The organism is Paenibacillus sp. FSL R7-0128 (assembly GCF_038002245.1).
GTDB classification, from domain to species: Bacteria; Bacillota; Bacilli; order Paenibacillales; family Paenibacillaceae; genus Paenibacillus_AQ; species Paenibacillus_AQ silagei.
The window spans coordinates 6212583-6232450 of sequence record NZ_JBBOCD010000001.1 but is presented as its reverse complement, the minus strand read 5'-3'; the positions used below and the strand labels follow the sequence as shown (position 1 = coordinate 6232450).

Annotated in this window: 17 protein-coding genes and 1 riboswitch; of the genes, 14 read left to right on the top strand and 3 right to left on the bottom strand. The window is 56.0% G+C overall.

Annotation, left to right across the window (positions count from 1 at the left end):
- Window positions 1-79: 79 nt before the first annotated feature.
- The 3 genes from NST26_RS26300 (at window position 80) to NST26_RS26290 (ending at window position 3110) form a co-directional block, all read left to right on the top strand.
- A complete protein-coding gene (locus tag NST26_RS26300; protein WP_036727103.1) occupies window positions 80-865 on the top strand; it encodes a helix-turn-helix domain-containing protein in 786 nt (261 codons plus the stop codon).
- A 456-nt stretch (window positions 866-1321) separates the two neighbouring features.
- Window positions 1322-2071 (top strand): 2,3-diphosphoglycerate-dependent phosphoglycerate mutase, encoded by a 750-nt coding sequence (gene gpmA, locus NST26_RS26295; RefSeq protein WP_036727105.1) that lies wholly within the window; start codon window positions 1322-1324, stop codon window positions 2069-2071.
- Window positions 2072-2240: 169 nt separating this feature from the next.
- Window positions 2241-3110, top strand: a complete 870-nt coding sequence (locus NST26_RS26290; protein WP_340980204.1) for an imm11 family protein — start codon at window positions 2241-2243, stop codon at window positions 3108-3110.
- A gap of 151 nt (window positions 3111-3261) precedes the next feature.
- On the opposite strand, the gene asd is transcribed toward NST26_RS26290, so the two are convergent.
- On the bottom strand, window positions 3262-4053 hold the full coding sequence (gene asd, locus NST26_RS26285) for an archaetidylserine decarboxylase (protein ID WP_339250837.1): 792 nt from the start codon (window positions 4051-4053) through the stop codon (window positions 3262-3264).
- Window positions 4054-4143: 90 nt separating this feature from the next.
- Complete coding sequence (locus NST26_RS26280) at window positions 4144-5241, bottom strand: YheC/YheD family endospore coat-associated protein (RefSeq protein WP_340980203.1); 1098 nt, start codon at window positions 5239-5241, stop codon at window positions 4144-4146.
- A 220-nt stretch (window positions 5242-5461) separates the two neighbouring features.
- On the opposite strand from NST26_RS26280, the gene NST26_RS26275 reads away from it, so the two are divergent.
- From NST26_RS26275 to NST26_RS26255, 5 genes are all read left to right on the top strand, one after another.
- Window positions 5462-10576 carry a WIAG-tail domain gene (locus NST26_RS26275; protein ID WP_340980202.1) on the top strand — a complete coding sequence of 1705 codons (5115 nt, stop codon included), beginning with the start codon at window positions 5462-5464 and terminating at the stop codon, window positions 10574-10576.
- Between the two features lie 351 nt (window positions 10577-10927).
- A complete protein-coding gene (locus NST26_RS26270; RefSeq protein WP_340980201.1) occupies window positions 10928-11773 on the top strand; it encodes a glycosyltransferase family 2 protein in 846 nt (281 codons plus the stop codon).
- The gene (locus tag NST26_RS26265) at window positions 11770-12762 is read left to right on the top strand and encodes a glycosyltransferase family 2 protein (RefSeq protein ID WP_340980200.1); all 993 of its coding nucleotides are present in this window, start codon (window positions 11770-11772) and stop codon (window positions 12760-12762) included. Before NST26_RS26270 ends, NST26_RS26265 begins: the two co-directional genes overlap by 4 nt.
- Window positions 12759-13496, top strand: a complete 738-nt coding sequence (locus NST26_RS26260; protein WP_339250826.1) for a glycosyltransferase family 2 protein — start codon at window positions 12759-12761, stop codon at window positions 13494-13496. Before NST26_RS26265 ends, NST26_RS26260 begins: the two co-directional genes overlap by 4 nt.
- A 47-nt stretch (window positions 13497-13543) precedes the next feature.
- On the top strand, window positions 13544-14275 hold the full coding sequence (locus tag NST26_RS26255; protein WP_339250824.1) for a sugar phosphate nucleotidyltransferase: 732 nt from the start codon (window positions 13544-13546) through the stop codon (window positions 14273-14275).
- Between the two features lie 843 nt (window positions 14276-15118).
- Here the strand turns inward: NST26_RS26255 and NST26_RS26250 are convergent.
- Window positions 15119-15643, bottom strand: a complete 525-nt coding sequence (locus NST26_RS26250) for a GNAT family N-acetyltransferase (RefSeq protein WP_339250822.1) — start codon at window positions 15641-15643, stop codon at window positions 15119-15121.
- Between the two features lie 272 nt (window positions 15644-15915).
- Here NST26_RS26250 and NST26_RS26245 point away from each other — a divergent pair, with 272 nt between their 5' ends.
- The 6 genes from NST26_RS26245 to NST26_RS26220 all read left to right on the top strand — a co-directional run bounded on the left by NST26_RS26245 (window position 15916) and on the right by NST26_RS26220 (window position 19642).
- Window positions 15916-16209 carry a nucleoside-diphosphate sugar epimerase gene (locus tag NST26_RS26245; RefSeq protein WP_081751236.1) on the top strand — a complete coding sequence of 98 codons (294 nt, stop codon included), beginning with the start codon at window positions 15916-15918 and terminating at the stop codon, window positions 16207-16209.
- 33 nt (window positions 16210-16242) lie between these two features.
- The gene (locus NST26_RS26240) at window positions 16243-16578 is read left to right on the top strand and encodes a hypothetical protein (RefSeq protein ID WP_036727122.1); all 336 of its coding nucleotides are present in this window, start codon (window positions 16243-16245) and stop codon (window positions 16576-16578) included.
- A complete protein-coding gene (locus NST26_RS26235; RefSeq protein WP_036701531.1) occupies window positions 16575-16862 on the top strand; it encodes a hypothetical protein in 288 nt (95 codons plus the stop codon). Before NST26_RS26240 ends, NST26_RS26235 begins: the two co-directional genes overlap by 4 nt.
- 19 nt (window positions 16863-16881) lie before the next feature.
- Window positions 16882-17271 carry a hypothetical protein gene (locus NST26_RS26230; RefSeq protein ID WP_036727124.1) on the top strand — a complete coding sequence of 130 codons (390 nt, stop codon included), beginning with the start codon at window positions 16882-16884 and terminating at the stop codon, window positions 17269-17271.
- A gap of 189 nt (window positions 17272-17460) precedes the next feature.
- Entirely contained in the window at window positions 17461-17988 is a 528-nt protein-coding gene (locus NST26_RS26225; RefSeq protein ID WP_245368362.1) for a GNAT family N-acetyltransferase, read from the top strand.
- Window positions 17989-18144: 156 nt separating this feature from the next.
- A riboswitch (purine riboswitch) is annotated at window positions 18145-18243 on the top strand.
- A gap of 61 nt (window positions 18244-18304) precedes the next feature.
- Complete coding sequence (locus NST26_RS26220; RefSeq protein ID WP_340980198.1) at window positions 18305-19642, top strand: 5'-deoxyadenosine deaminase; 1338 nt, start codon at window positions 18305-18307, stop codon at window positions 19640-19642.
- The last annotated feature ends 226 nt before the right edge of the window (window positions 19643-19868 follow it).

Sequence of the window (19868 nt, the reverse complement as noted above, 5' to 3'; positions counted from 1 at the left end):
GCCCAGAAGATGTACAAATGGGAACCGGACAAGGTATTATGAAAAGTAAGCTTAAGCTATATCTATAGGAGGGAATCATATGCTGCATGCATCGCCATCCTCTTTTGTAATCCTCCCGGCTCTGGCGAAGATTGTCTGTGAACCGGGCTGGAAGTGGCAAAAAAGAGAGAAGCCGCTGCAAAATTACGATTTATTCTACGTCTGGAGCGGGGAGGGGACTGTTGTGCGCGGAGGAGTGCCCTATCAGGTAGGGAAGGGAAGCTGCTTCCTGTTCCGCCCGGGGGATTATACCAGCGCCACACATAATCCGCAAAAGCCGCTTGTGCTTACATATATTCATTTCGATGTTGCCGAAGAGGTGACCGAGGTGCCGGCGTTCTACCACGAGCTAAGTGAGACGGTGGAATTCGAGCATCTGCTGGCCCGTTATGTCCGGCTGTTCCTGGTGCAGACCTACGCTGCGGAGGAGGAGGGCCGTCTGATTCTGAAGCAGCTCATGATTCATCTGCTGCGGCAGGATCAGGCAAGGCCGGTCGAGCGCCATGTCAGCAACCAGCTGGCGGAGGTGATCCACGAGGTCGCCAACTATGTCAGCCAGCATCCCGGGGCGGCGCACCGGGTAGAGGATCTGGCCGCCCGTGCAGGGCTGTCCCCTCGCTATTTCTCGATCAAGTTCAAGGAGATCACCGGCTCCTCGGTCCAGTCCTATGTGATTCGGGCACGGATCGAACGGGCTCAGCATCTGCTGCTGTATGCGGGCATGAACGTCACGGAGGTGGCGGATGCGCTCGGCTACAGGGACATCTTCTTTTTCAGCCGCCAGTTCAAGCAGCATACCGGGAAGAGTCCGTCGGAGATTCGCTGAAGCGGCGGGGGAGTATTGTGCTGAGTGTGGTATAGGTACTTCGGGTGCTAGATGTGCTGTGATGCTACGGGTGCTTGATGTGCTATGCATGCCGTGTGTGCTATGCGTGCCATGTGTGCTATGCGTGCCATGCGTCGTGCCATGTGTGCCATGCGTGCCATGTGTGCTATGCATGCCATCCGTGCTATGCGGACCGTGAGGACCTTATTTTGCGAAAAAGGCACTTATTCCGCCCGCTGCGGACTCAGGGGCCGTTATTATGCAGATTGGGGCCGAAATGGAGGCGTATGGGCTAACTTAAGAGCATTTGAGTCCGCTTGCCCTGCGTGATCTGGCAGAATAGCTGAAATAGCGGCCCCCCAGTCCGCAAGGCAGGCCTGAAGTTGAAGCGGACACTGCGCTGTGACAAAATAAAGGGAAGCACAGCAAAATATACACGGGAGAAGGAGAATACTTATGTACGAAATAGTCCTGATACGGCATGGAGAGAGTGAATACAACCGGCAGAATCTGTTTACGGGCTGGAGTGATCCTGATCTGACGGAGAAGGGTGTTGAAGAGGCGAAGAAGGCGGGCAAGTTGCTGAAGGATGCGGGATATACCTTTGACCTGGCGTTCGCCTCTGTGCTGAAGCGTTCCATTAAGACGCTGAACTATATCCTGGATGAGATGGATCTGCTGTGGATTCCGGTGCAGAAATCCTGGAAGCTCAATGAGCGCCATTACGGTGCATTGCAGGGCCTCAGCAAAAGTGAAACCGCACTTCAATACGGTGAGGAGCAGCTCCATATCTGGCGGCGCAGCCTCTCGGTCCGCCCTCCGATGCTGGAGCCGGATGATCCGCGTTATGCCAGACATGATATCCGCTACAAGGAAGTGCGTCCGGGTGACATCCCGCGCGGCGAGAGCCTGGAGGATACCGTGCACCGGGTCGGTGATTTCTGGACCAACCGGATTGTGCCGCTGATCCGCAAGAAGGAGCGGGTTCTGATCTCGGCGCACGGCAACACGCTGCGGGCCCTGATCAAGTATATGGAGGATATCGACGAGACCGCACTGCTGGATCTCAATATCCCGACCGGCGTTCCGCTGGTCTACAAGCTCGACGACGATGTGAAGCCGATCAGCCGCTTCTACCTCGGCGAACCGGAAGAGGTGCAGCAGAAAGCCCGCGAGGTGGCGAATCAGAGTAAGGTTACGGAGTAAGGGGGCGGCGCTGCGCCCAGCTTAGCATAGAGGATGATAAAGGGAGTATTCCAGCCATTTAATGGCGTTGGGATACTCCTTTTTTTGGTATCATGGAATTGGGATCAACTATGCCTACAAGTAAGCTTCATAACTACCCTTCACTACAACAAGGGGAAATTGCGTACTAATGAGTACAAACTATGCAATGCAACGATATGGGGGGAGAAAAACGAAAGTATATAGCTTAAGATCCAATGAAGATTCCAGCGATTTAATGCTGGACAAGTCTGTGAGTGCAGAGCATCCTATAGAGTTGAAATTTAAAGGGCAATCTAAAATGCCGATGTGGACGCCACCGCTCTTGTACACTAACAATAAAAGGAAATACAATGATTTTCCAAGATACTTATCTGGACAACCAATTGTATCGGAGAAGGTAAAGGATATTTTATTTCCAATTATTGCGGAAGAAGTTGAAATTCTTCCGTTAGCTCATCCTGAATTAAATTTGTTTATGCTTAACATCACCAATGTCATTGATTGTGTTGACTATAACCGCTCAAAAATTAAGCTTACTGGGAAAGGAAACTTTGCGCGATTTATTAAATTTGTTTTTGATTTTTCAAAAATACCTGAAAAAACCTATATGTTTAAAATCAAGGAAACAGCTGTCGTCCAAGTTTTCGTAACTGAAGCATTTAAAGACCTTGTAGAACTTCACGGCCTTAAGGGCTTGGATTTCTCAGAGGTTTACGATTCAGCTTTTACTTCAGAAAAAGAAGAAGAACAGAAACGGAATTATCAAGCAGCCCTTGATTCTATTGCGCACAGTAAAGGGACTGAATTTTTTTATGATGAAGCTCGCATTCTTATGGAGCAGGGAAAAGCGGTTGCCAGCGGCAAATGGAAAATGCAATATGATGAAAAGGGAGAATTATGGCTGGGAGAACTTATGCTGGATTTGAAATACGAATGGGGTAGACCAGTATATATTCCACCAATTCTCCTTGGCTATGCATGGCATGAAGTTGACTTTACCCAAATGAAGCATACATAGGCATAAATGAGTGTCATCTTAAATCATTGGATGAAATCTATCATAATGTAAGCTATAAACCTAAAAAGGAATGCTAAATAACCATGAAATATCTGCATATTAAAAGGACTTCAGGCTGTTTCTGCCTGAAGTCCTTTTTGAATAGATTGTGTTACACCGGCCGCCGCATCTCTCCCAGCAGCTCGCCCATCTTCACCTTCGTATCCGGGGCCAGCCCGGGGCGCGGGGTGAAGGTGCCGCTCTCCATCAGCAGGACTACCGTGGAACCGAATTCGAAATATGCCAGGTCGTCGCCGCGCTGCCATTCTTTGGCCGTCTCATCAGTATAGCGGATACTGCTCACATTCATTGCGCCTACCTTGACCACGGCGGTCTCGCCATAGCTGCCGGCTATATAAGTAATCAGCCGTTCGTTACGGCTCAGGACACTCTTCATATGGCGCATGCCGAAATCATTCACGGGGTAAGCCCGTCCGCGGATATAATCGCTCTCCCTCAGCTGTCCGGTTAACGGGGAGTGAATCCGGTGATAATCGGTAGGGCTTAAGTAGAGGACGAAATAATAGCCTTTCTTGTACAGTTCGAGGTGTGGCGAGTGATTAAGCAAATCCTCCAGCGTATAATCCTGCCCCTTCACATTCATTATCGTGCCGCAGTTGATTTCGCCCATTGCCGTAATCATCGCGTCTACAGGACTGGCTACGGCATGCTCACCGCTGGCCACCGGGCGCATCCCCGGCTTCAGGCGGCGGCTGAAGAATTCATTCAGTGTACGGTATTCTCCGGCAGCCTTCTCCGCCTCGGCGGCAGGAATCTGATAGGAACGAATAAATACCGGAATCATAAGGCGGCTGAGTCTGCTGTGGGATAAAGCTCCCATCAACCTGGAAAGCCATCTGTGCGAGGATAGCTCGGTCATCAGCCGCAGCAATTGTTTAACCATGCCCATCTCCCTTCCATCATGCAGCAGTGTTATCCTGTGCCAAGGGACTCCACCCGCTCTGCATTATATTGACATAGAATAGGAGACAAATCAATAAGAGTTCATTCTTAATGCTTCTTCGTACAGATATCTGGCATAGCCCATAGGCTGGCGGTAGCTGTCTTTCCATACCCCGCGCAGTCCGGCCTTCTGGAAGCCGTAACGCTGGTCGCGCCCGTTGCATTCAATGAAATACAGATGTCCGTGCTTCGTGACACCGATGTCCAGACCGATATCGGCCAGCCCCGGCAGACTCTTCTCCAGCTCACGGGCGAGGGCGAGACTGAGTGAGAGGACGGACATACGGATTCTGGCCGCCTCTTCTCCAGGGAATGCCTGCTCCAGCGCAAAAGAGGATTTCAGGGCTTCGCCTCCTCTGGCAATGTTCGATACAAAGCCGCCTGGAGCGGCGAGCTTGGCGAACAGGCCGGTGACCTGCCACGCTCCGCCCCAGCCCCGCTGTACCGTAACACGCAGGTCAAAGGGGCGTCCGTTAATCTCGGCCAGCGGAATCCGTTCCTGGACCAGATAGGGCACAGAAGAGAGCCGGGCGCGGAGGACCCGGGGAAGGGCGTCCGGGTTAACGGATCTGCTAACCTTGCGTCTTGAGCCAGAGAGAGAGTAGCTCCAGAGCCAGCGCCCTTCGCCGCTGCGGGTGAGCCGCATCACGCCGTTACCCACGCTGCCCCGGCAAGGCTTGAGGATCAGATCCGGGTAGCGGCTCATCATCTCCCTCAGGCCGGAGAGTCCGCTTGCAGTGACCGGCAGATAAGCTTGTAGTTCGCGGCTGCGCTCCAGCAGGCCGTGAATCTGATCCTTGCCGTAGCGGTTGCAGCTGTTATAGACCTGAATTCCTTGCCGGAGCAGGCGCTCGACGCCAGTGCTGCGGGGATCATAGATTGCCCGGTTGTGGATGACCTCCGGCGTAGGGACGATTTGTCTGCGGTAGCCTTGCAGACCTTTCTTCATATAGACACTGCTGAAGCCGGACGCTACGTCGATGTCGGACAGCTTCACAAAGCAAGGGGTTAATCCGTATGCAGCGGCGGCCTCTTCATAGTTGGCCAGAGATTCCTGTCCGGTTTTTAACCGGGGAACGCCCCCGTGCATAGCGGCATTTAGCAGTATCCCAACGAGCTTTTGCCCCATGTTCGTTCCTCCTGTTATCTTGAAGTACTTCCCGGCTGTTTTTATGTCTCCTGTCATTGTATGTATGTACGTGCCCGTAAGGGTTGGACGGATGCGCGGCGGCAGATGCCCTTTTTTGAAAGGAGAAGATTGGATTACCGGCTAGGGGAAGGGTGTCATCCGCCCATGCTGCTGCATATGATGCCTAGAAGATACAATAGATGGAAGGAGGAGACTGCTTGTGAAGAGTCCCAAACGAAAACAGCAGCGAAGTTCCAAAAGACCGCTCTATTACGTGGATAATCCCGATACGACTGAACTTAGCATGTTGGACAGCAGTCCCAAAACACAACAGAACCAGGAATTGGAATGGGTGGAAGTGGCAGAGGGGGAAGACCTTGCCCTGCAGGTGAGCGGGGTGGAGATGCTGGAAGTGACCGCGCCGCTCCAGCAGACTGTGCCTGCACCGGAGGGGAATCAGGGAGCGGTGACGGAAGAGGGGCGCCAGCAGGAAGGCCCTGCTGCCCTGCTAGAAGCGGAGGTAACAGCTCCACCGGAAAAAGAACGTCTGCAGCCCGTATACACCGATGATCTGTCCGATGGCGCCGTCACCGGTGCCAAGATTGCTCCACGGACCATTGACGGGTCCAGGCTAAAGCATGGCATCATCGGCACACCCTGGCTGCAGGACTATGCAGTGCAGAGCATCAACCTTGCGGACCGGGCGGTTACCTCCTCGAAGATAGCGCCGGAGTCCGTTACCGGTGAGCATCTGGCGGAGAGCAGTGTCAGTGGGGGCAAACTGCTGGATCACTCCATCGGCGGCGAGAAGCTGAAGGATGGCAGCGTCGGTCCGGAGAAGCTGGCAGACCGGATGATCAGCGGAGGACATATTGCCGATGGTGCCATCAGCAGCCGGCATCTCAGTGAGTTCATTATCACAGCGGAGCTGCTGGATGATGGGGCAGTGACTGGTGAGAAGATTCTCAGTAGCAGTATTGACAGCCGCCATCTCAGCAACGGCAGTATTGACCGCTCTAAGCTGGCTGACGAAGCGGTGTCCGCCGACAAAATCGCCGATGGCGAGATCAGCGGTGTCAAGCTGGGTGATGCAGTGATCGAGAGCCGTCATGTGGGCGAAGGCGTCATTACCGCGAGGCATCTGGCCCCGGGTGCCATTGGACGGGAACAGCTGGCGGCGCGCCTGATCGGCAAGGAGCAGCTACAGCCCGGTATTATTGAGAGCGGGCATCTCGCAGATGGGGCAACTGGGTCCCGGCAGATCGCGGCGAAAGCTATCCGCAGCCAGCACATTAACCCGGAGAGCATCCATGCCGACCATATTGCCGAAGGTGAAGTTGGCAGCCGCCATCTGGCGGACCGCAGCATTTCTTTTGTGAAGCTGGCGGACGGCGCGGTAGGAACTGCACAGCTGATAGAGCAGGCGGTCACCTCTTCCAAAATTGCGGATCAGAGCATTCTCGCTCATAAGCTGGCTGACGAAGCCGTGATGACGCGCCATATTGCGAAATCTGCCGTGCGCAGTGCGCAGATTGCCGCGCAGGCTGTTACTTCGGCTCATCTGCAGCGCGAAGCTGTGGATAATTCTCATCTGGCTGCAGAATCTGTAGGCTCTGCCCAGCTGCAGGAGCAATCCGTCCTGACTGGCCATCTGGCCAAAGGGGCAGTTACGGAAGAACAACTGGGGTATGAATCCGTTACAGGAGAGCATATTAGCCCCCAGAGTATTACCGCAGCCAAGCTGGCGGACGGCAGCATCATTACCGCCAAGCTGGCCATGGGCGCGGTCGGGAGTACGATTCTGGCAAAAGAAGCGGTCAGCGGTGAGCATATTGCGGTCTGCGCCGTGGAGGAGAAGCACCTGGCGGATGGCAGCATCAGCGGGCGGGTGCTGCAGGAGGAAGCTGTAGACGCCAGTCATCTGGCATCCGGCGCCATCGAACGCCGGCATCTGGGAGACAGCAGTGTGACTTCATCCGCGCTGCAATCCGGTTCGGTAACGGCAGATAAGCTGTCCTCCGGTGCCGTCAAGGAGGCCCATCTCACTGCTGCGATTGTACAGCCACATCATTTGGCCGACTATGCCGTCACTTCGCTGAAGCTATCGCCGGAGAGTGTCTCAACGGATAAACTCGGTGATCTGGCCGTCACTTCAATTAAGCTGGCGGACGGCAGTGTAAGCGCGGAGAAGCTGGCAGCCTCAGCAGTGCAGACTGAGCATCTGTCGGCAGGCGCGGTCGGCCCGGATTCGCTTAAGGATACGTCTGTGCAAGGCAGACATTTGGCGGCTGGCAGCGTGGGCGGAGCACATATCCGGCCGATGTCGATCGGCAACGGACATCTTATTCCAAGCTCTGTCTCATCGATCCAGATTCAGGATGGCAGCATCAGCGGCACCAAGCTGGCCGAGGGGGCTGTAGCTTCCCGTCATCTCACTCCTGGCAGTGTAGGCGGAAGCGAGCTGGCTGAGGCCTCAGTGGAAGGACGGCATCTCGCGGATGGAGGCATTAGCCTGGCGCATCTGGCAGATGAGGTCCGCAGTGCAGACCTGCTGCCCGACGGAAGCATTGGCGCAGAGAAGCTGGCAGCGGGTGCTGTAGAGTCGGTTCACTTGGCTGAAGCGAGTGTTCAGGCCGTTCATTTGGCGCAGGAAGCGGTGGAAGCCCGGCATATCGGTGCCGGAGAGATTACGCTGGCCCATCTGGCCAAAGAGACGCGCAGCGCGGATCTTCTGCCGGATGGCAGCATCGCAGGCAGCAAGCTGGGAGCAGGAGTGGTAGGGGCCTTCCATTTGGCTGCAGGCAGTGTGTATGGCGGCCACCTGGCTGCGGATGCAGTAAGCAGCCGGCATATCCGCGCCGGCAGCATTCAGCTCAGTCATCTGGCTTCCGATACGCGGGGCGCGGACCTGCTGCCGGATGGCTGCATAGGCGGAAGCAAGCTGGCTGAAGGCGCAGTGGATTCGCAGCATCTCCAGCCGCAGAGTGTGGACGCAGAGCATCTTGCTGGCGCAGTAATTCAGGAGCGTCATCTCGGGGCGGGGATTATCCGGCTGACGCATTTGGCTGAGGAAACGAGGAGTGCGGAGCTGCTGCCGGATGGCAGTATAGGTGGAAGCAAGCTGGCTGAAGGCGCAGTGGATTCGCAGCATCTCCAGCCGCAGAGCGTGGACGCAGAGCATCTTGCAGACAGAGTAATTCAGGAGCGTCATTTGGGCTCAGGGATTATCCGGCTGGCGCATCTGGCTGAGGAGACGAAGAGTGCGGACCTGCTGCCGGATGGCAGTATAGGTGGAAGCAAGCTGGCCGAAGGCGCAGTGGATTCGCAGCATCTTCAGCCGCAGAGCGTGGACGCAGAGCATCTTGCCGGTAGAGCCATCCAGGAGCATCACTTGGGCTCAGGAATTATCCGGCTGGCGCATCTCGCGGAGGAAACCAGAAGTGCAGAGCTGCTGCCGGATGGCAGTATAGGTGGAAGCAAGCTGGTTGAAGGCGCAGTGGGTTCGCAGCATCTCCAGCCGCAGAGCGTGAACGCAGAACATCTTGCAGGCGGAGTAATCCGGGATCGCCATTTGGGGCCGGGAATTATCCGGCTGGCGCATCTCGCGGAGGAAACCAGAAGTGCGGAGCTGCTGCCGGATGGCAGTATTAGTGGAAGCAAGCTGGCCGCGGGTTCCGTGGGCTCTATCCATTTGGCTTCCGGCAGCATCTACGGAGGTCACCTGGCGCCTGAAGCCGTGGATAGCTGTCATATCCGTCCCGGCAGCATCGGCCTGGAGCATCTGGCCCAGGATGCCCGGACCTCCGAGCTTTTGCAGGATGACAGTATTACAGGGGGGAAGGTTGCTCCTCACAGCATTGGAACCAGGCATCTGGCGGAAGGGGCAGTGGGAAGCTCAGAGCTTCAGGATGAGGCGGTGGATGGTTCCAAAATCTCTTCCTTTGCCATTCAGTCCCGGCATCTGGAAGAAGACAGCGTGCAGAGCTACCACATTGTTCAGAATGCGATAAGCGGGGATCATCTGGCGCCTGATTCAGTGGATAGCAGCCATCTCCGCGCGGGCAGCATCCAGCGTGAGCATCTGGCCGAGAATACGCTGACCTCCGAGCTGCTGGGTGAGGGCAGCATAGACGGCAGTAAGCTTGCGCCAGGAGCGGTGGGCTCTAATCATCTGGCTCAGGGCAGTATCTGCGGAGGCCATCTGGCTCCCGGAATCGTTGACGGACGCCATATCCGTCCTGGTAGTATAGGCCTCGAGCATCTGGCCGGGGATGCGCTGACCTCCGAGCTGCTCCCGGACCATAGTGTTACCGGAGAGAAGCTTGCGCTTCACAGCGTCGGCACCGGGCATCTGGTTGAAGGTGCGGTAGGCAGCACTGAGCTGCAGGACGAGGCGGTGAAGGCTGCCAAAATCTCTTCCTTTGCCATCCAGTCCCGTCATCTGGAAGAAGACAGCATCCAGAGTCATCATATTGCTCAGGGTGTAGTGAACGGAGATCATCTGGCGCCTGATTCAGTGGATAGCAGCCATCTCCGCACGGGCAGCATCCGGCGTGAGCATCTGGCCGAGAACACGCTGACCTCCGAGCTGCTGGGTGAGGGCAGTATAGACGGCAGCAAGCTGGCGCCAGGAGCGGTGGGGCCTAATCATCTGGCTCCGGGCAGCATTTACGGAGGCCATCTGGCTCCCGGAATCGTTGACGGACGCCATATCCGTCCTGGTAGTATAGGCCTTGAGCATCTGGCCGGGGATGCGCTGACCTCCGAGCTGCTCCCGGACCATAGTGTGAACGGAGCGAAGCTTGCGATTCACAGCGTCGGCACCGGCCATCTGGCTGAAGGTGCGGTAGGCAGCACTGAACTGCAGGATGAGGCGGTGAAGGCTGCCAAAATCGCTCCCTTTGCCGTCCAGTCCCGGCATCTGGAAGAAGACAGTATCCAGAGCCATCATATTGCTCAGGGTGCAGTGAACGGGGATCATCTGGCGCCCGGATCAGTCAATGCGGAGCATCTGTCCTTCCATCCGGTGCAGAGTGTCGGGAACCGCGAGGTTTTGCAGCAGTTCGGGATGACGGCGTTCATGTTCAATGGTGAGGCGGAGAGTGTGGAGGTGACGGTTTCTTTTGACGAGAGCTTCGGCCATACCGGCTATGTGCTGGTTGCCATGGCTAACCAGCCGTACTTCCATGCCTCGCTTAAGAACAGAACGGGCGGAGGAGCGACGATTGAGGTGGTACGGCTGCGCGAGACCCAGCATTTCTATGGCGTGCTGTCGTGGATTGCGCTCGGTACTCCGCTGGTCAAACCTGCTGTGGAGCATCGTGCTTTTGATTGATTGAGGGCAGAATAGATTGTACATGAGGCGCAGCCGTGGGTTGCGCCTTTTGTGCATGATTACGCCAGCATTTATAGGCTTCACGCTATTCATTTCTGCTAATTGTACAAGCAGGGAGGCCGGGAGAAGTGTTGTAGCTGCTTTAATATACTCCTGCTGCTGATGATCGGAAGTGTTCCTCCTCCTGTAAGCGCTCTCCTGGCGGCCTATTGCCGGGTGGAGGCGCATAGCGGCATTTGTCCAATTATCTGCGCTCAGGGAGACACTTGCCGTTACCGGGGGTGGCGGGATACATAGACTATGGTGTAACCCTCAGCCCGGGAGCAGCCCTGTGAAGGAAGGTGGATGAGCATGAAAAGAAAAGGAGCATCTGCCCGCCGCACGGGGCGGCGGGCAACCCGGACAACACGGCGGCCGGTGGCAAGGCCGGTACGGCCTGCTGTACTGCCGCCTGCGGTGAATCATCCGCAGCCTGAGGTGTCGGTTATTATTCCGGCCATGAATGAGGCGGCGACGATTGCCGCAGTGATTGCCGGAGCCAGAGGCGTTCATCCCCGCTGTGAGGTTATTGTGATTGTTAACGGTTCTGCGGATCAGACCGCAGATATTGCGCGCTCCTGCGGAGCTAACGTAATTGTGTATGAACAGCCGCTCGGACACGATGTCGGGCGAAGCGTAGGCGCGGAGGCGGCGAAGGGAGCCGTTCTGCTGTTCACAGACGGGGATCTGGTGATCCCCGCCTCGCGTCTGCGTCCCTTCGTGAACGCGGTCAGCGGCGGAGCGGATCTGGCCTTGAATGATTATTCCGGCCCGGTCCGCAGCAGATTTCCGCATCCGGTGGTGTTATCCAAGCATGTGCTGAATCTTCTGCTCGGAAGGTCTGAGCTGAAGGGCTGCTCCTTGACCGCCGTTCCTCATGCGATTAGCCGCAGGGCGCTGGATGCCCTGGGCAGCGGTCTGCTGTCGAGGCCGCCGCTCGCACATGCGCAGGCGGTACTGGAGGGCCTGGTTGTGACGGCGGTGCATAACGTGCCTGTGGGCAGGATGAATGCGGTCCGCCGGAAGCACAGCGGCAGTGATCTTCTGCAGGAGGCTATCCTCAGAGACCACCTGGATGCTGTAGCAATGGTGCTGGAACGCAAGGGCGGCCGGGCAGGCTTCGGGGACGGCATCCGGCGAAGGGAGATGGTGAGATGATGGGAGCGCGGGAAGTATCCGTCAGCGGCCGGTCTTCAGCGGGGCGTACTGCGCCTGGAAGCAGCGGCTCTACAGGCCGCGCCGCCGGGCGCGGCGCCGCAATGCGCAGAGGCGCGGCCAAGCGGCGGTCCGCGCCGCGCCGCAGCAAGCCTGCGGCGGCGGGCCCTGGCCTCTCCCGGTCCAAGCGGAAGCCCGCTTCCGGGCGGCGGGTCCTGCCGCTGCCGGCATCGCAGGGCTCGCTGTCGGTCATTATCTCGGCCCGGAATGAGGAGCAGACGTTGCCGAAGCTGCTGGAGCAAGTGGAGCGCCTGAAGCCGCAAGAAATTATTGTTGTGCTCAATGGATGTAATGACCGCAGCTTTCAGCGGACCCGGCTATGCGCTCAGGCAAGTATAGTGTACATTCCGGAATCTGCCGGACATGATGTGGGACGTTCTCTTGGCGCCAAGCTTAGCCGGGGAGATATCCTGTTGTTTCTGGACGGCGATATGGTGATCTCCGCCGGGCAGCTGTCCTCTTTTGTGGCTGCGGTGGACCGGGGGGTGGATGTGGCGCTCAATGACCTTGATCCGCTGCTGCCGCCCTTCGGGCTAAGTGATGCGGTTACCCGCTGCAAGCTCTACCTGAATCAGGTTCTGGGCCGCCCTGATCTTGGAGCAAGCTCCATGACGGCGGTTCCGCATGCCTTATCCCGCCGGGCGCTGGAGAGAATCGGCTACCGCGAGCTGATGGTGCCGCCTCGGGCGCTGGCGCTCTCCATTCTGGGCCGCCTGCGGGTGGAGAAGGCCGGAGGGGTGAATGTGATCAAGCAGAACCGGCTGCGCCAGGGCAACACGGGTGCCGGGAATGCTATGGAGCAGCTGATTGCCGGTGATCACGCGGAAGCCCTGGTCTGTGTGATTGCCCACCAGCAGAGCAGCGGGCAGCTGTCGGCCGATAATTTGCTGGAGCACCGCCGGCAGATTGCCGCCTGGAGGAACGCGTTATGACAATGACGAGCATTATTATTCCTACGTATAACAGGCTTGGGCTGCTGCGTTCCTGCGTCGAATCGATCAGAGCGCATACCCGGTCAGCCTATGAGATTATTGTAGTGGACAATGCCTCGGATGATGGTACCGAAGCCTATTGCCGTGCCAGCAAGCTGAAGTTCATTTCCCTCCCGGAGAACCGCGGTTTTCCGCTGGCCTGCAATATTGGGCTTCAGCTGGCTGCGGGGGAGGAGCTGCTGCTGCTGAACAATGACGTCATTGTGTCGCAAGGCTGGCTGGATAATCTGAAGAGCGCTTTGTACAGTGCCTCCGATATAGGGATTGTCGGACCGGTGACGAATTATGCCAGCGGACAGCAGCAGGTACAGACCGGCTATACCGATATTGCAGGGTTCCATGCCGAGGCACTCCGGGCCAATATTCCTGATGCAGCGAAGTGGGTGGAGACCCGAAGGCTTGTAGGTCTGTGCTTTTTATTCAAAAGACAGCTTATGGACGCGATCGGCCTGCTCGATGAACGATTCTCGCCGGGCCATTATGAGGATGACGATTACTGCTACCGTGCCCGGCTGCAGGGATACCGGCTGCTGATTGCCGGAGATTGCCTGGTTCATCATGAAGGCAGCGCCAGCTTCAAGGAGGTCTATTCCGCCTCATTGCAGGAGCTGGTGGAGCGCAACCGCAGGTTTTTTATAGAGAAATGGCAAGTGGACCCGGCGCAGTTCATCTGAGGCCGCTGGCCGAAGGCAAAAGACGTAGAGAAAGAGGAGGAACGTAAGTGAAAGGAGTCATACTGGCAGGCGGAACAGGAACAAGGCTATACCCGCTCACCCGGCTGATGAACAAACATTTGCTTCCGGTCGGCAAGTACCCTATGGTGTGCTACGGGATCGAGCGGCTGCGCCAGGGGGGGATCACCGATATTCTCCTGGTCATCAGCAAACAGTCCGCAGGACAGTACACTGACTTTTTGGGCAGCGGCGCTGAATTTGGCGTATCCCTGACTTACAAAATCCAGGAGGCGGCAGGCGGCATCGCGGAAGCGCTGGAGCTGGCGGAAGGATTCATCCTGCCGGGGGAACGGTTTGTCGTGCTGCTGGGGGATAATCTGTTCAAGGATAGTCTGGAGCCTTACGTGAAGAGTTATCTGCAACAGCCGGCGGGTACCGCGAAGGTGCTCCTGAAGCCTGTCGAGGATGCGCGCAGATACGGAGTTCCGGTGTTTGACAGCGCCGATGCCTCCCTGATTGCTTACATTGAAGAGAAGCCGGAGCAGCCGAAGACGAAATTCTGTGTTACAGGCATATATATGTACGATGAAGCTGTATTCGATATCATCCGCCGGATTTCGCCTTCCAGAAGGGGCGAGCTGGAGATTACTGATGTGAACAACCTGTATGCTGCCGAGCGCAAGCTAAGCTATGATGTGCTGCAAGGCTGGTGGAGCGACGCGGGAACCTTCCAGTCTCTGCGCGAAGCCGGAGATAAGCTGAGAGATACGCTGCCCTGAGGGGCGGCGTTTTTTTTGGTAGGTGAGGGCGATTATTGAACGGGGTGGAAGGGGGAGAGCGGGTGAGAGGGAGAGGGAAGAGTAATTAGTTGGTCTACATAGGAAGAGGAAGAGGAAGAGGAAGAGGAAGAGGAAGAGGAAGAGGAAGAGGAAGAGGAAGAGGAAGAGGAAGAGGAAGAGGAAGAGGAAGAGGATTGAAGGAAACTTGAGTGGTAAAAGGTAACTAAAGGGATAAATCCCATAGAATTCGCCGGAAGTGGGCTGGCGGCTGGAAGGAGAGGGATAAATCCCTCTGAATTCACCAAAAGTCGGCGCTGGGCTAAAATGAAGAGCACAAATGCCCCTGAATCGGGCAAAAGTTGGCGTTCGGCTGAAATGAAGAGCACAAATGCCCCTGAATCGGGCAAAAGTCGGCGCTGGGCTAAAATGAAGAGCACAAATGCCCCTGAATCGGGCAAAAGTTGGCGTTCGACAGAAATGAAGAGCACAAATGCCCCTGAATCCGGCGAAAGTTGGCGTTCGGCGGAAATGAAGAGCACAAATGCCCCTGAATCCGGTGAAAGTCAGCGTTCGGCAGAAATGAAGAGCACAAATGCCCCTGAATCCGCCGAAAGCGGGCGCAGGGGTCGAAAGTCGGTTCTAACTCCCCCGGCGGGCAGTGCAGCCGTTTCAGCTTGCAGCCTTTTACTTAACCCCCGTAGCATACAGCCCTGGGTTTATAGTCTCCAGCTTGCAGCCTTCAACTTATCGCCCGTAGTCCGCAGCTTATCGCCTCAGCATGAGCCCCAGCTTATCGCCCTTAGCATGCAGCCCCCAGCTTGGCAGCCACCCAACTCATCACGATCAGCTGCTTGCTGACCGGGCGATTCTCCACCAGAACAAATCCTCGGTCTCGCGGTACAGCTCTGCACCCAGGTGCTGCAGGACACGGTGGGAGGCTAGGTTGTCCTTCTCGGTATCTGCAATGACCCAGCGTGCGCCGGGATGGCTGAAGATCCAGGCGGTGATCTGCCGCAGCGCTTCTGTGGCATAGCCCTGGCCCCAGTATCTCTCGTCCAGGACATAACCAACGATGACCTCTCCTTGCTCGTTCGGGCGGCCTTTGAGAATCAGGAAGCCGATGAGCTGCCGCTGCTCCCGGTGGATGATGGCCCACATGGTCAGCCAGCAGTAATTCTCTTCATCCTGTAGTACCTTCGCATGCCTGACCCGCATCGCATAGCGCATCTCTTCATCGTCCATCAGGGTTGCGGTTGCCGTCACGTTCAGGCCCAGCGCCTGCTCCAGCCCGGCGTAATTCTCTAAGGCTAACGCCAGCTCGGGTGCGCTCAGAGGAGATAGGTCCAGGTGTTCACCTGTAAGTTTCATAGATTGCCTCCAGTTCTAATCCGGGTACATAGATGCGGACATACACCATTAGGATGTGTTTTCAGCCAAGCATAGTCTGCCGTCCTGTCCCTTGTCAATATGCTCCAGCATGCAGCCTTCTCCGTACCTTGAAGCGGAAGCGGACACGGGGATTCAAACATTGAAATTAATGGTCATCTTGCGACATGTCCCAGCCCAACTTGCGGCGCTTCTCCGGCACCGTCAAGGCGGATGCCGCATATGCTGTAGCAGGGCGTTTGAGCAAAGGAGACATGAAGGTGCAGAGTAAAATTACAAAAGTCCTGCAGCACATGGCCCATACGCACGAACAAATGGCACGGATTCTCGACGCCGAACGCCACGTAGCCGTCCGTATGTCGCAAATAGTTCACGATCTGCCGGATGCGGACCCTGATTTCGGCGGATTCAGTGGGCTGGTGGAAAGCTCAGGCCAAGTCAACAAAAATATCATTGCTTATCTCAATGCACTTGCTGATCTCGAAGAGGCGATGGCTGAGGGAGTAGGCAGGGTCATCAAGGAATTAAACGGTCAGGAAGAAGAGTAAGGGTAACGTGTAATCTGAGCAAGGAGGCGGAGGATGAGCAGAGAAAAGGCATATCTGCAAATGCTGGAGTCGACCGCTGCCATCCAGTGGAACATCGCGATGATTCTCGAGGCCAAAGCGGTGGAAGCGGAAAAAGTGAAGCAGTGGACCCATCATCATATCCACGCTAGAGCGTTCGACTCCCACGAAGACCAGTTGAAGGAATCCATCTCTATTCACGAGGTAATCGTGGAAATGGTAGAGGGGCTGACGAAGCTGGAGAACGGGCTGTACAGCAATCTGAAGGCGGTGCTGGGCAGCGGGGAAGACGAGGGCGGCGATTTCGGCGGGGATGGCGAGGGCTTCAGCTTCGGGGACGACAGCAAATGAGCGGCGGGCTGCTCTCCGAACACGCCGTCAAGCTGGAGATGATCCGCTCGATCGCCCGCAGCCAGGCAGCGCTTGCAGCCATCCTCGAGAGTATTGCTGAAGTGACGGGGCAATCGGAGCTGACAGCCCGCAAGCTGAGCGACAATATCAGGATTCTTAGCGGGTACCAGAGTTCGATGTGCCGGATGATATCCGGTATTTCGCTGCATGAGCCCAAAGAAGGAGTGCCTGCAGCCCCCTGGCTGAGCAAGGTCTGCTCAGAGGGGACCGCCAGAAGTAGATGAAGTACAGGAGGCGTAGATGATGAAGAGAAAGAGACTGGGCAAGCTTGGTTCCACGGGCAAGGGCAAGAGACGCAGACCGCTGCTGTCGCGGAAGACACGGATACGCAAAGGTCCCGGACGCAAATCGCGCAAGGGTCTGCCCGGTAAGCCGGGGAAGAAATCCCTGCAGCTGCGCAAAAAAAGAAGGCTACGCCGCCGGTTACGCAGGGTGCGCGCTGTGCAGGTCATACCGGCAATCGAAACACCATTGGTGCCGCAGGTGATTCCGCTCCCCCCGGAGCTGGGCGTCCCGCCGGAACTGCCGCCGGGAGACGCCTATCAGCAGGGCTACACCGAAGCATACAACGTGGGGTTCGACGCCGGTTTCGCCAAGGGCTTCGAGGACGGGCATAAGCTGGAGCTTGGCTGACAGAGCCGCAGGAATAGCAGCGGACCAGGGCTGCGGTTATATAGGGGCTGGCGCATATTGCGCCGCCCCTATAGCACATGGGGAACTTTGGGATAAGGCGGGCTCTCGGAATTTCCGGCCGGATATGGTAGACTTCTTAACAGAATCTTTACCGGGGACACTATTCAGGCAGGAAAGCGGGGAACACACATGATGGGTAATGAGATACGAAGAGCGCGGAGTGAGGAAATCCAGGAGATCATGAATCTGATTGCCGAATGTGTACAAGTTATGCAGGCAGGCGGAAGCGATCAATGGGATGAAGGGTACCCTAACCGGGAAGTCATTAGTGAAGATATCGGTAAGGGCACCTTATTTGTCTGCCTGGAGCATGAGGCGATTGCCGGGATTCTTGTGCTGGATGAGAACCAGGCGGAGCAATATGCAGGCATTGAATGGGAACAGCAGCAGGGGCCGCATCTGATCATGCACCGGCTCGCAGTACATCCCGAGATTCAGGGCAGAGGGATTGCCCGGCGGCTGATCGCCTTTGCCGAGGAATTCGCCCGCAGCAGCGGGTATAGAAGCATCCGGCTTGATACATATGCGAAGAATGACAGGGTGCTTAAGCTGTATCCTTCGCTCGGGTATTCGCAGAGAGGCGAGATTTGTTTTCCCGGCCGTACCGCTGCTTTTCCGGTGTTTGAGAAGGTGCTGCCAGAGAATATGGAGAGATAACTTCCGATCAAGTGAGTTAACATTACATTGAAGTCTGATTTTCTATTGTGAAAATGTTGATTCATACCCTAAACTCACTTTATCGAATAATAATGTTAGATTTAATAACTCTTATTGACATGAAAGTTGTCTTTGAATTATGATGGGATTATTCATAAGTAATTGAATAGTCCTTTTCGTATATCCTTAATAATTGGTTTAAGGGTCTCTACCGGGAACCGTAAATTTCTGGCTACGAAAATATGCTGAGGCATATTTTTGTGGCCTTTTTGTGTTACAGGCAGCCGGATATCAACAAGACTAGGGGGAGAAGACAATGGCGAATATCCTGATCAAGCATGCGGAGATTATTACGATGAACAAGCAGGAGGACATTATATATGGCGATATCCGTATCAAGGGCGATCTGATTGTGGAGATTGGCACCGGCCTTGAAGGGAATGGGGATGAACTTGTCATAGACGCCAAGAACCGGACGGTTATCCCCGGCTTTATCCAGACGCATATTCATCTGTGCCAGACGCTGTTCCGCGGCAAAGGGGATGATCTGGAGCTGATGGACTGGCTGCGCAAGCGGATCTGGCCGCTGGAGGCGGCGCATGACGAGGAGTCCCTGTACTATTCTGCCATGCTCGGCATTGGGGAATTAATCACCAGCGGCACAACGACCATCGTGGATATGGAGACGGTACATCATACGGATTATGCCTTCCAGGCGATTGCGAAGAGCGGTATCCGCGCGTTGTCAGGGAAGGTCATGATGGACCGGAAGAACCCCGATGCACCGGCGGCCCTGCAGGAGGAGACGGCGGCTTCGCTGCAGGAGAGTGTGGATCTGCTGGAGAAATGGAACGGATATGCGAATGGCCGGATTCAGTATGCTTTTTCCCCGAGGTTTGTCATTTCTTGTACGGAGCCGCTGCTGCGGGAGGTACAGAGCCTCTCGGCCCGTTACGGGGTGAAGGTGCATACCCATGCTTCCGAGAATCTGGGCGAGATCGAGCTTGTGCAGGCGATGACCGGTATGCGCAATGTCGTCTATCTGGATCACCTGGGGCTGGCTAACGAACGTCTGATTCTAGCTCACTGTGTCTGGCTGGATGAGCAGGAAAAGCGGATTCTGCGGGACCGCGGGGTTCATGTCAGCCACTGCCCGGGCTCGAACCTCAAGCTGGCCTCCGGCATCGCCGATACGCCGGGCATGCTTCATGACCATATTCACCTCAGCTTGGGTGCAGACGGCGCGCCATGCAACAATAACCTGGATATGTTCAACGAAATGCGTCTGGCGGCAGTCATCCAGAAGCCCGCGCATGGCCCGACTACGATGGATGCCCGGAGCGTCTTTCGGATGGCGACCATCGGGGGGGCAAAGGCGGTCGGGATGGAGGATCAGATCGGCAGCATCGAGGTCGGCAAGAAGGCAGATCTGGCTATCCTTAATCTCTATAATTTCCATACCTTCCCCTCCTATGATGTGGACCCGATCTCGCGGATTGTCTACTCGGCCACCCGTGCCGATGTGGAGACAACGATGGTTGACGGTGAGATTCTTATGCACACAGGTCGGCTGAAGACCATCGACAAGGAAGTCGTGCTTCATGAAGCGAACCTTTCGATTAAAAGATTACTGGGCAGCGCGCGGCTATCCTGAGCGGTAGGGGCTCCACGCTAGTTGTTCCAGACAAACTGACTATAGTGACCGGAGACATGATTGCAGCCTGGGCCAGAAGCATCTCAGATTCAAACTGTATCCTTGCAGGGGACTTTGCGCCTCTGCTTTTTTTGTCAGGAAAAAGAATAACGACCTTAATGAACCTTTTCTCCCGCTCAGTTGTTTAATAGGGTGGCCCTCTTTTGATTCCCTTTACAAGTATTGC

Coding starts and splice junctions, on each gene's coding strand:
- NST26_RS26260 (WP_339250826.1), top strand. CDS start 12,759: ATGACAATGACGAGCATTATTATTCCTACGTATAACAGGCTTGGGCTG.
- asd (WP_339250837.1), bottom strand. CDS start 4,053: ATGGTTAAACAATTGCTGCGGCTGATGACCGAGCTATCCTCGCACAGA.
- NST26_RS26245 (WP_081751236.1), top strand. CDS start 15,916: ATGAAGGTGCAGAGTAAAATTACAAAAGTCCTGCAGCACATGGCCCAT.
- NST26_RS26235 (WP_036701531.1), top strand. CDS start 16,575: ATGAGCGGCGGGCTGCTCTCCGAACACGCCGTCAAGCTGGAGATGATC.
- NST26_RS26280 (WP_340980203.1), bottom strand. CDS start 5,241: ATGGGGCAAAAGCTCGTTGGGATACTGCTAAATGCCGCTATGCACGGG.
- NST26_RS26270 (WP_340980201.1), top strand. CDS start 10,928: ATGAAAAGAAAAGGAGCATCTGCCCGCCGCACGGGGCGGCGGGCAACC.
- NST26_RS26230 (WP_036727124.1), top strand. CDS start 16,882: ATGAAGAGAAAGAGACTGGGCAAGCTTGGTTCCACGGGCAAGGGCAAG.
- NST26_RS26250 (WP_339250822.1), bottom strand. CDS start 15,643: ATGAAACTTACAGGTGAACACCTGGACCTATCTCCTCTGAGCGCACCC.
- NST26_RS26265 (WP_340980200.1), top strand. CDS start 11,770: ATGATGGGAGCGCGGGAAGTATCCGTCAGCGGCCGGTCTTCAGCGGGG.
- gpmA (WP_036727105.1), top strand. CDS start 1,322: ATGTACGAAATAGTCCTGATACGGCATGGAGAGAGTGAATACAACCGG.
- NST26_RS26240 (WP_036727122.1), top strand. CDS start 16,243: ATGAGCAGAGAAAAGGCATATCTGCAAATGCTGGAGTCGACCGCTGCC.
- NST26_RS26290 (WP_340980204.1), top strand. CDS start 2,241: ATGAGTACAAACTATGCAATGCAACGATATGGGGGGAGAAAAACGAAA.
- NST26_RS26300 (WP_036727103.1), top strand. CDS start 80: ATGCTGCATGCATCGCCATCCTCTTTTGTAATCCTCCCGGCTCTGGCG.
- NST26_RS26220 (WP_340980198.1), top strand. CDS start 18,305: ATGGCGAATATCCTGATCAAGCATGCGGAGATTATTACGATGAACAAG.
- NST26_RS26225 (WP_245368362.1), top strand. CDS start 17,461: ATGATGGGTAATGAGATACGAAGAGCGCGGAGTGAGGAAATCCAGGAG.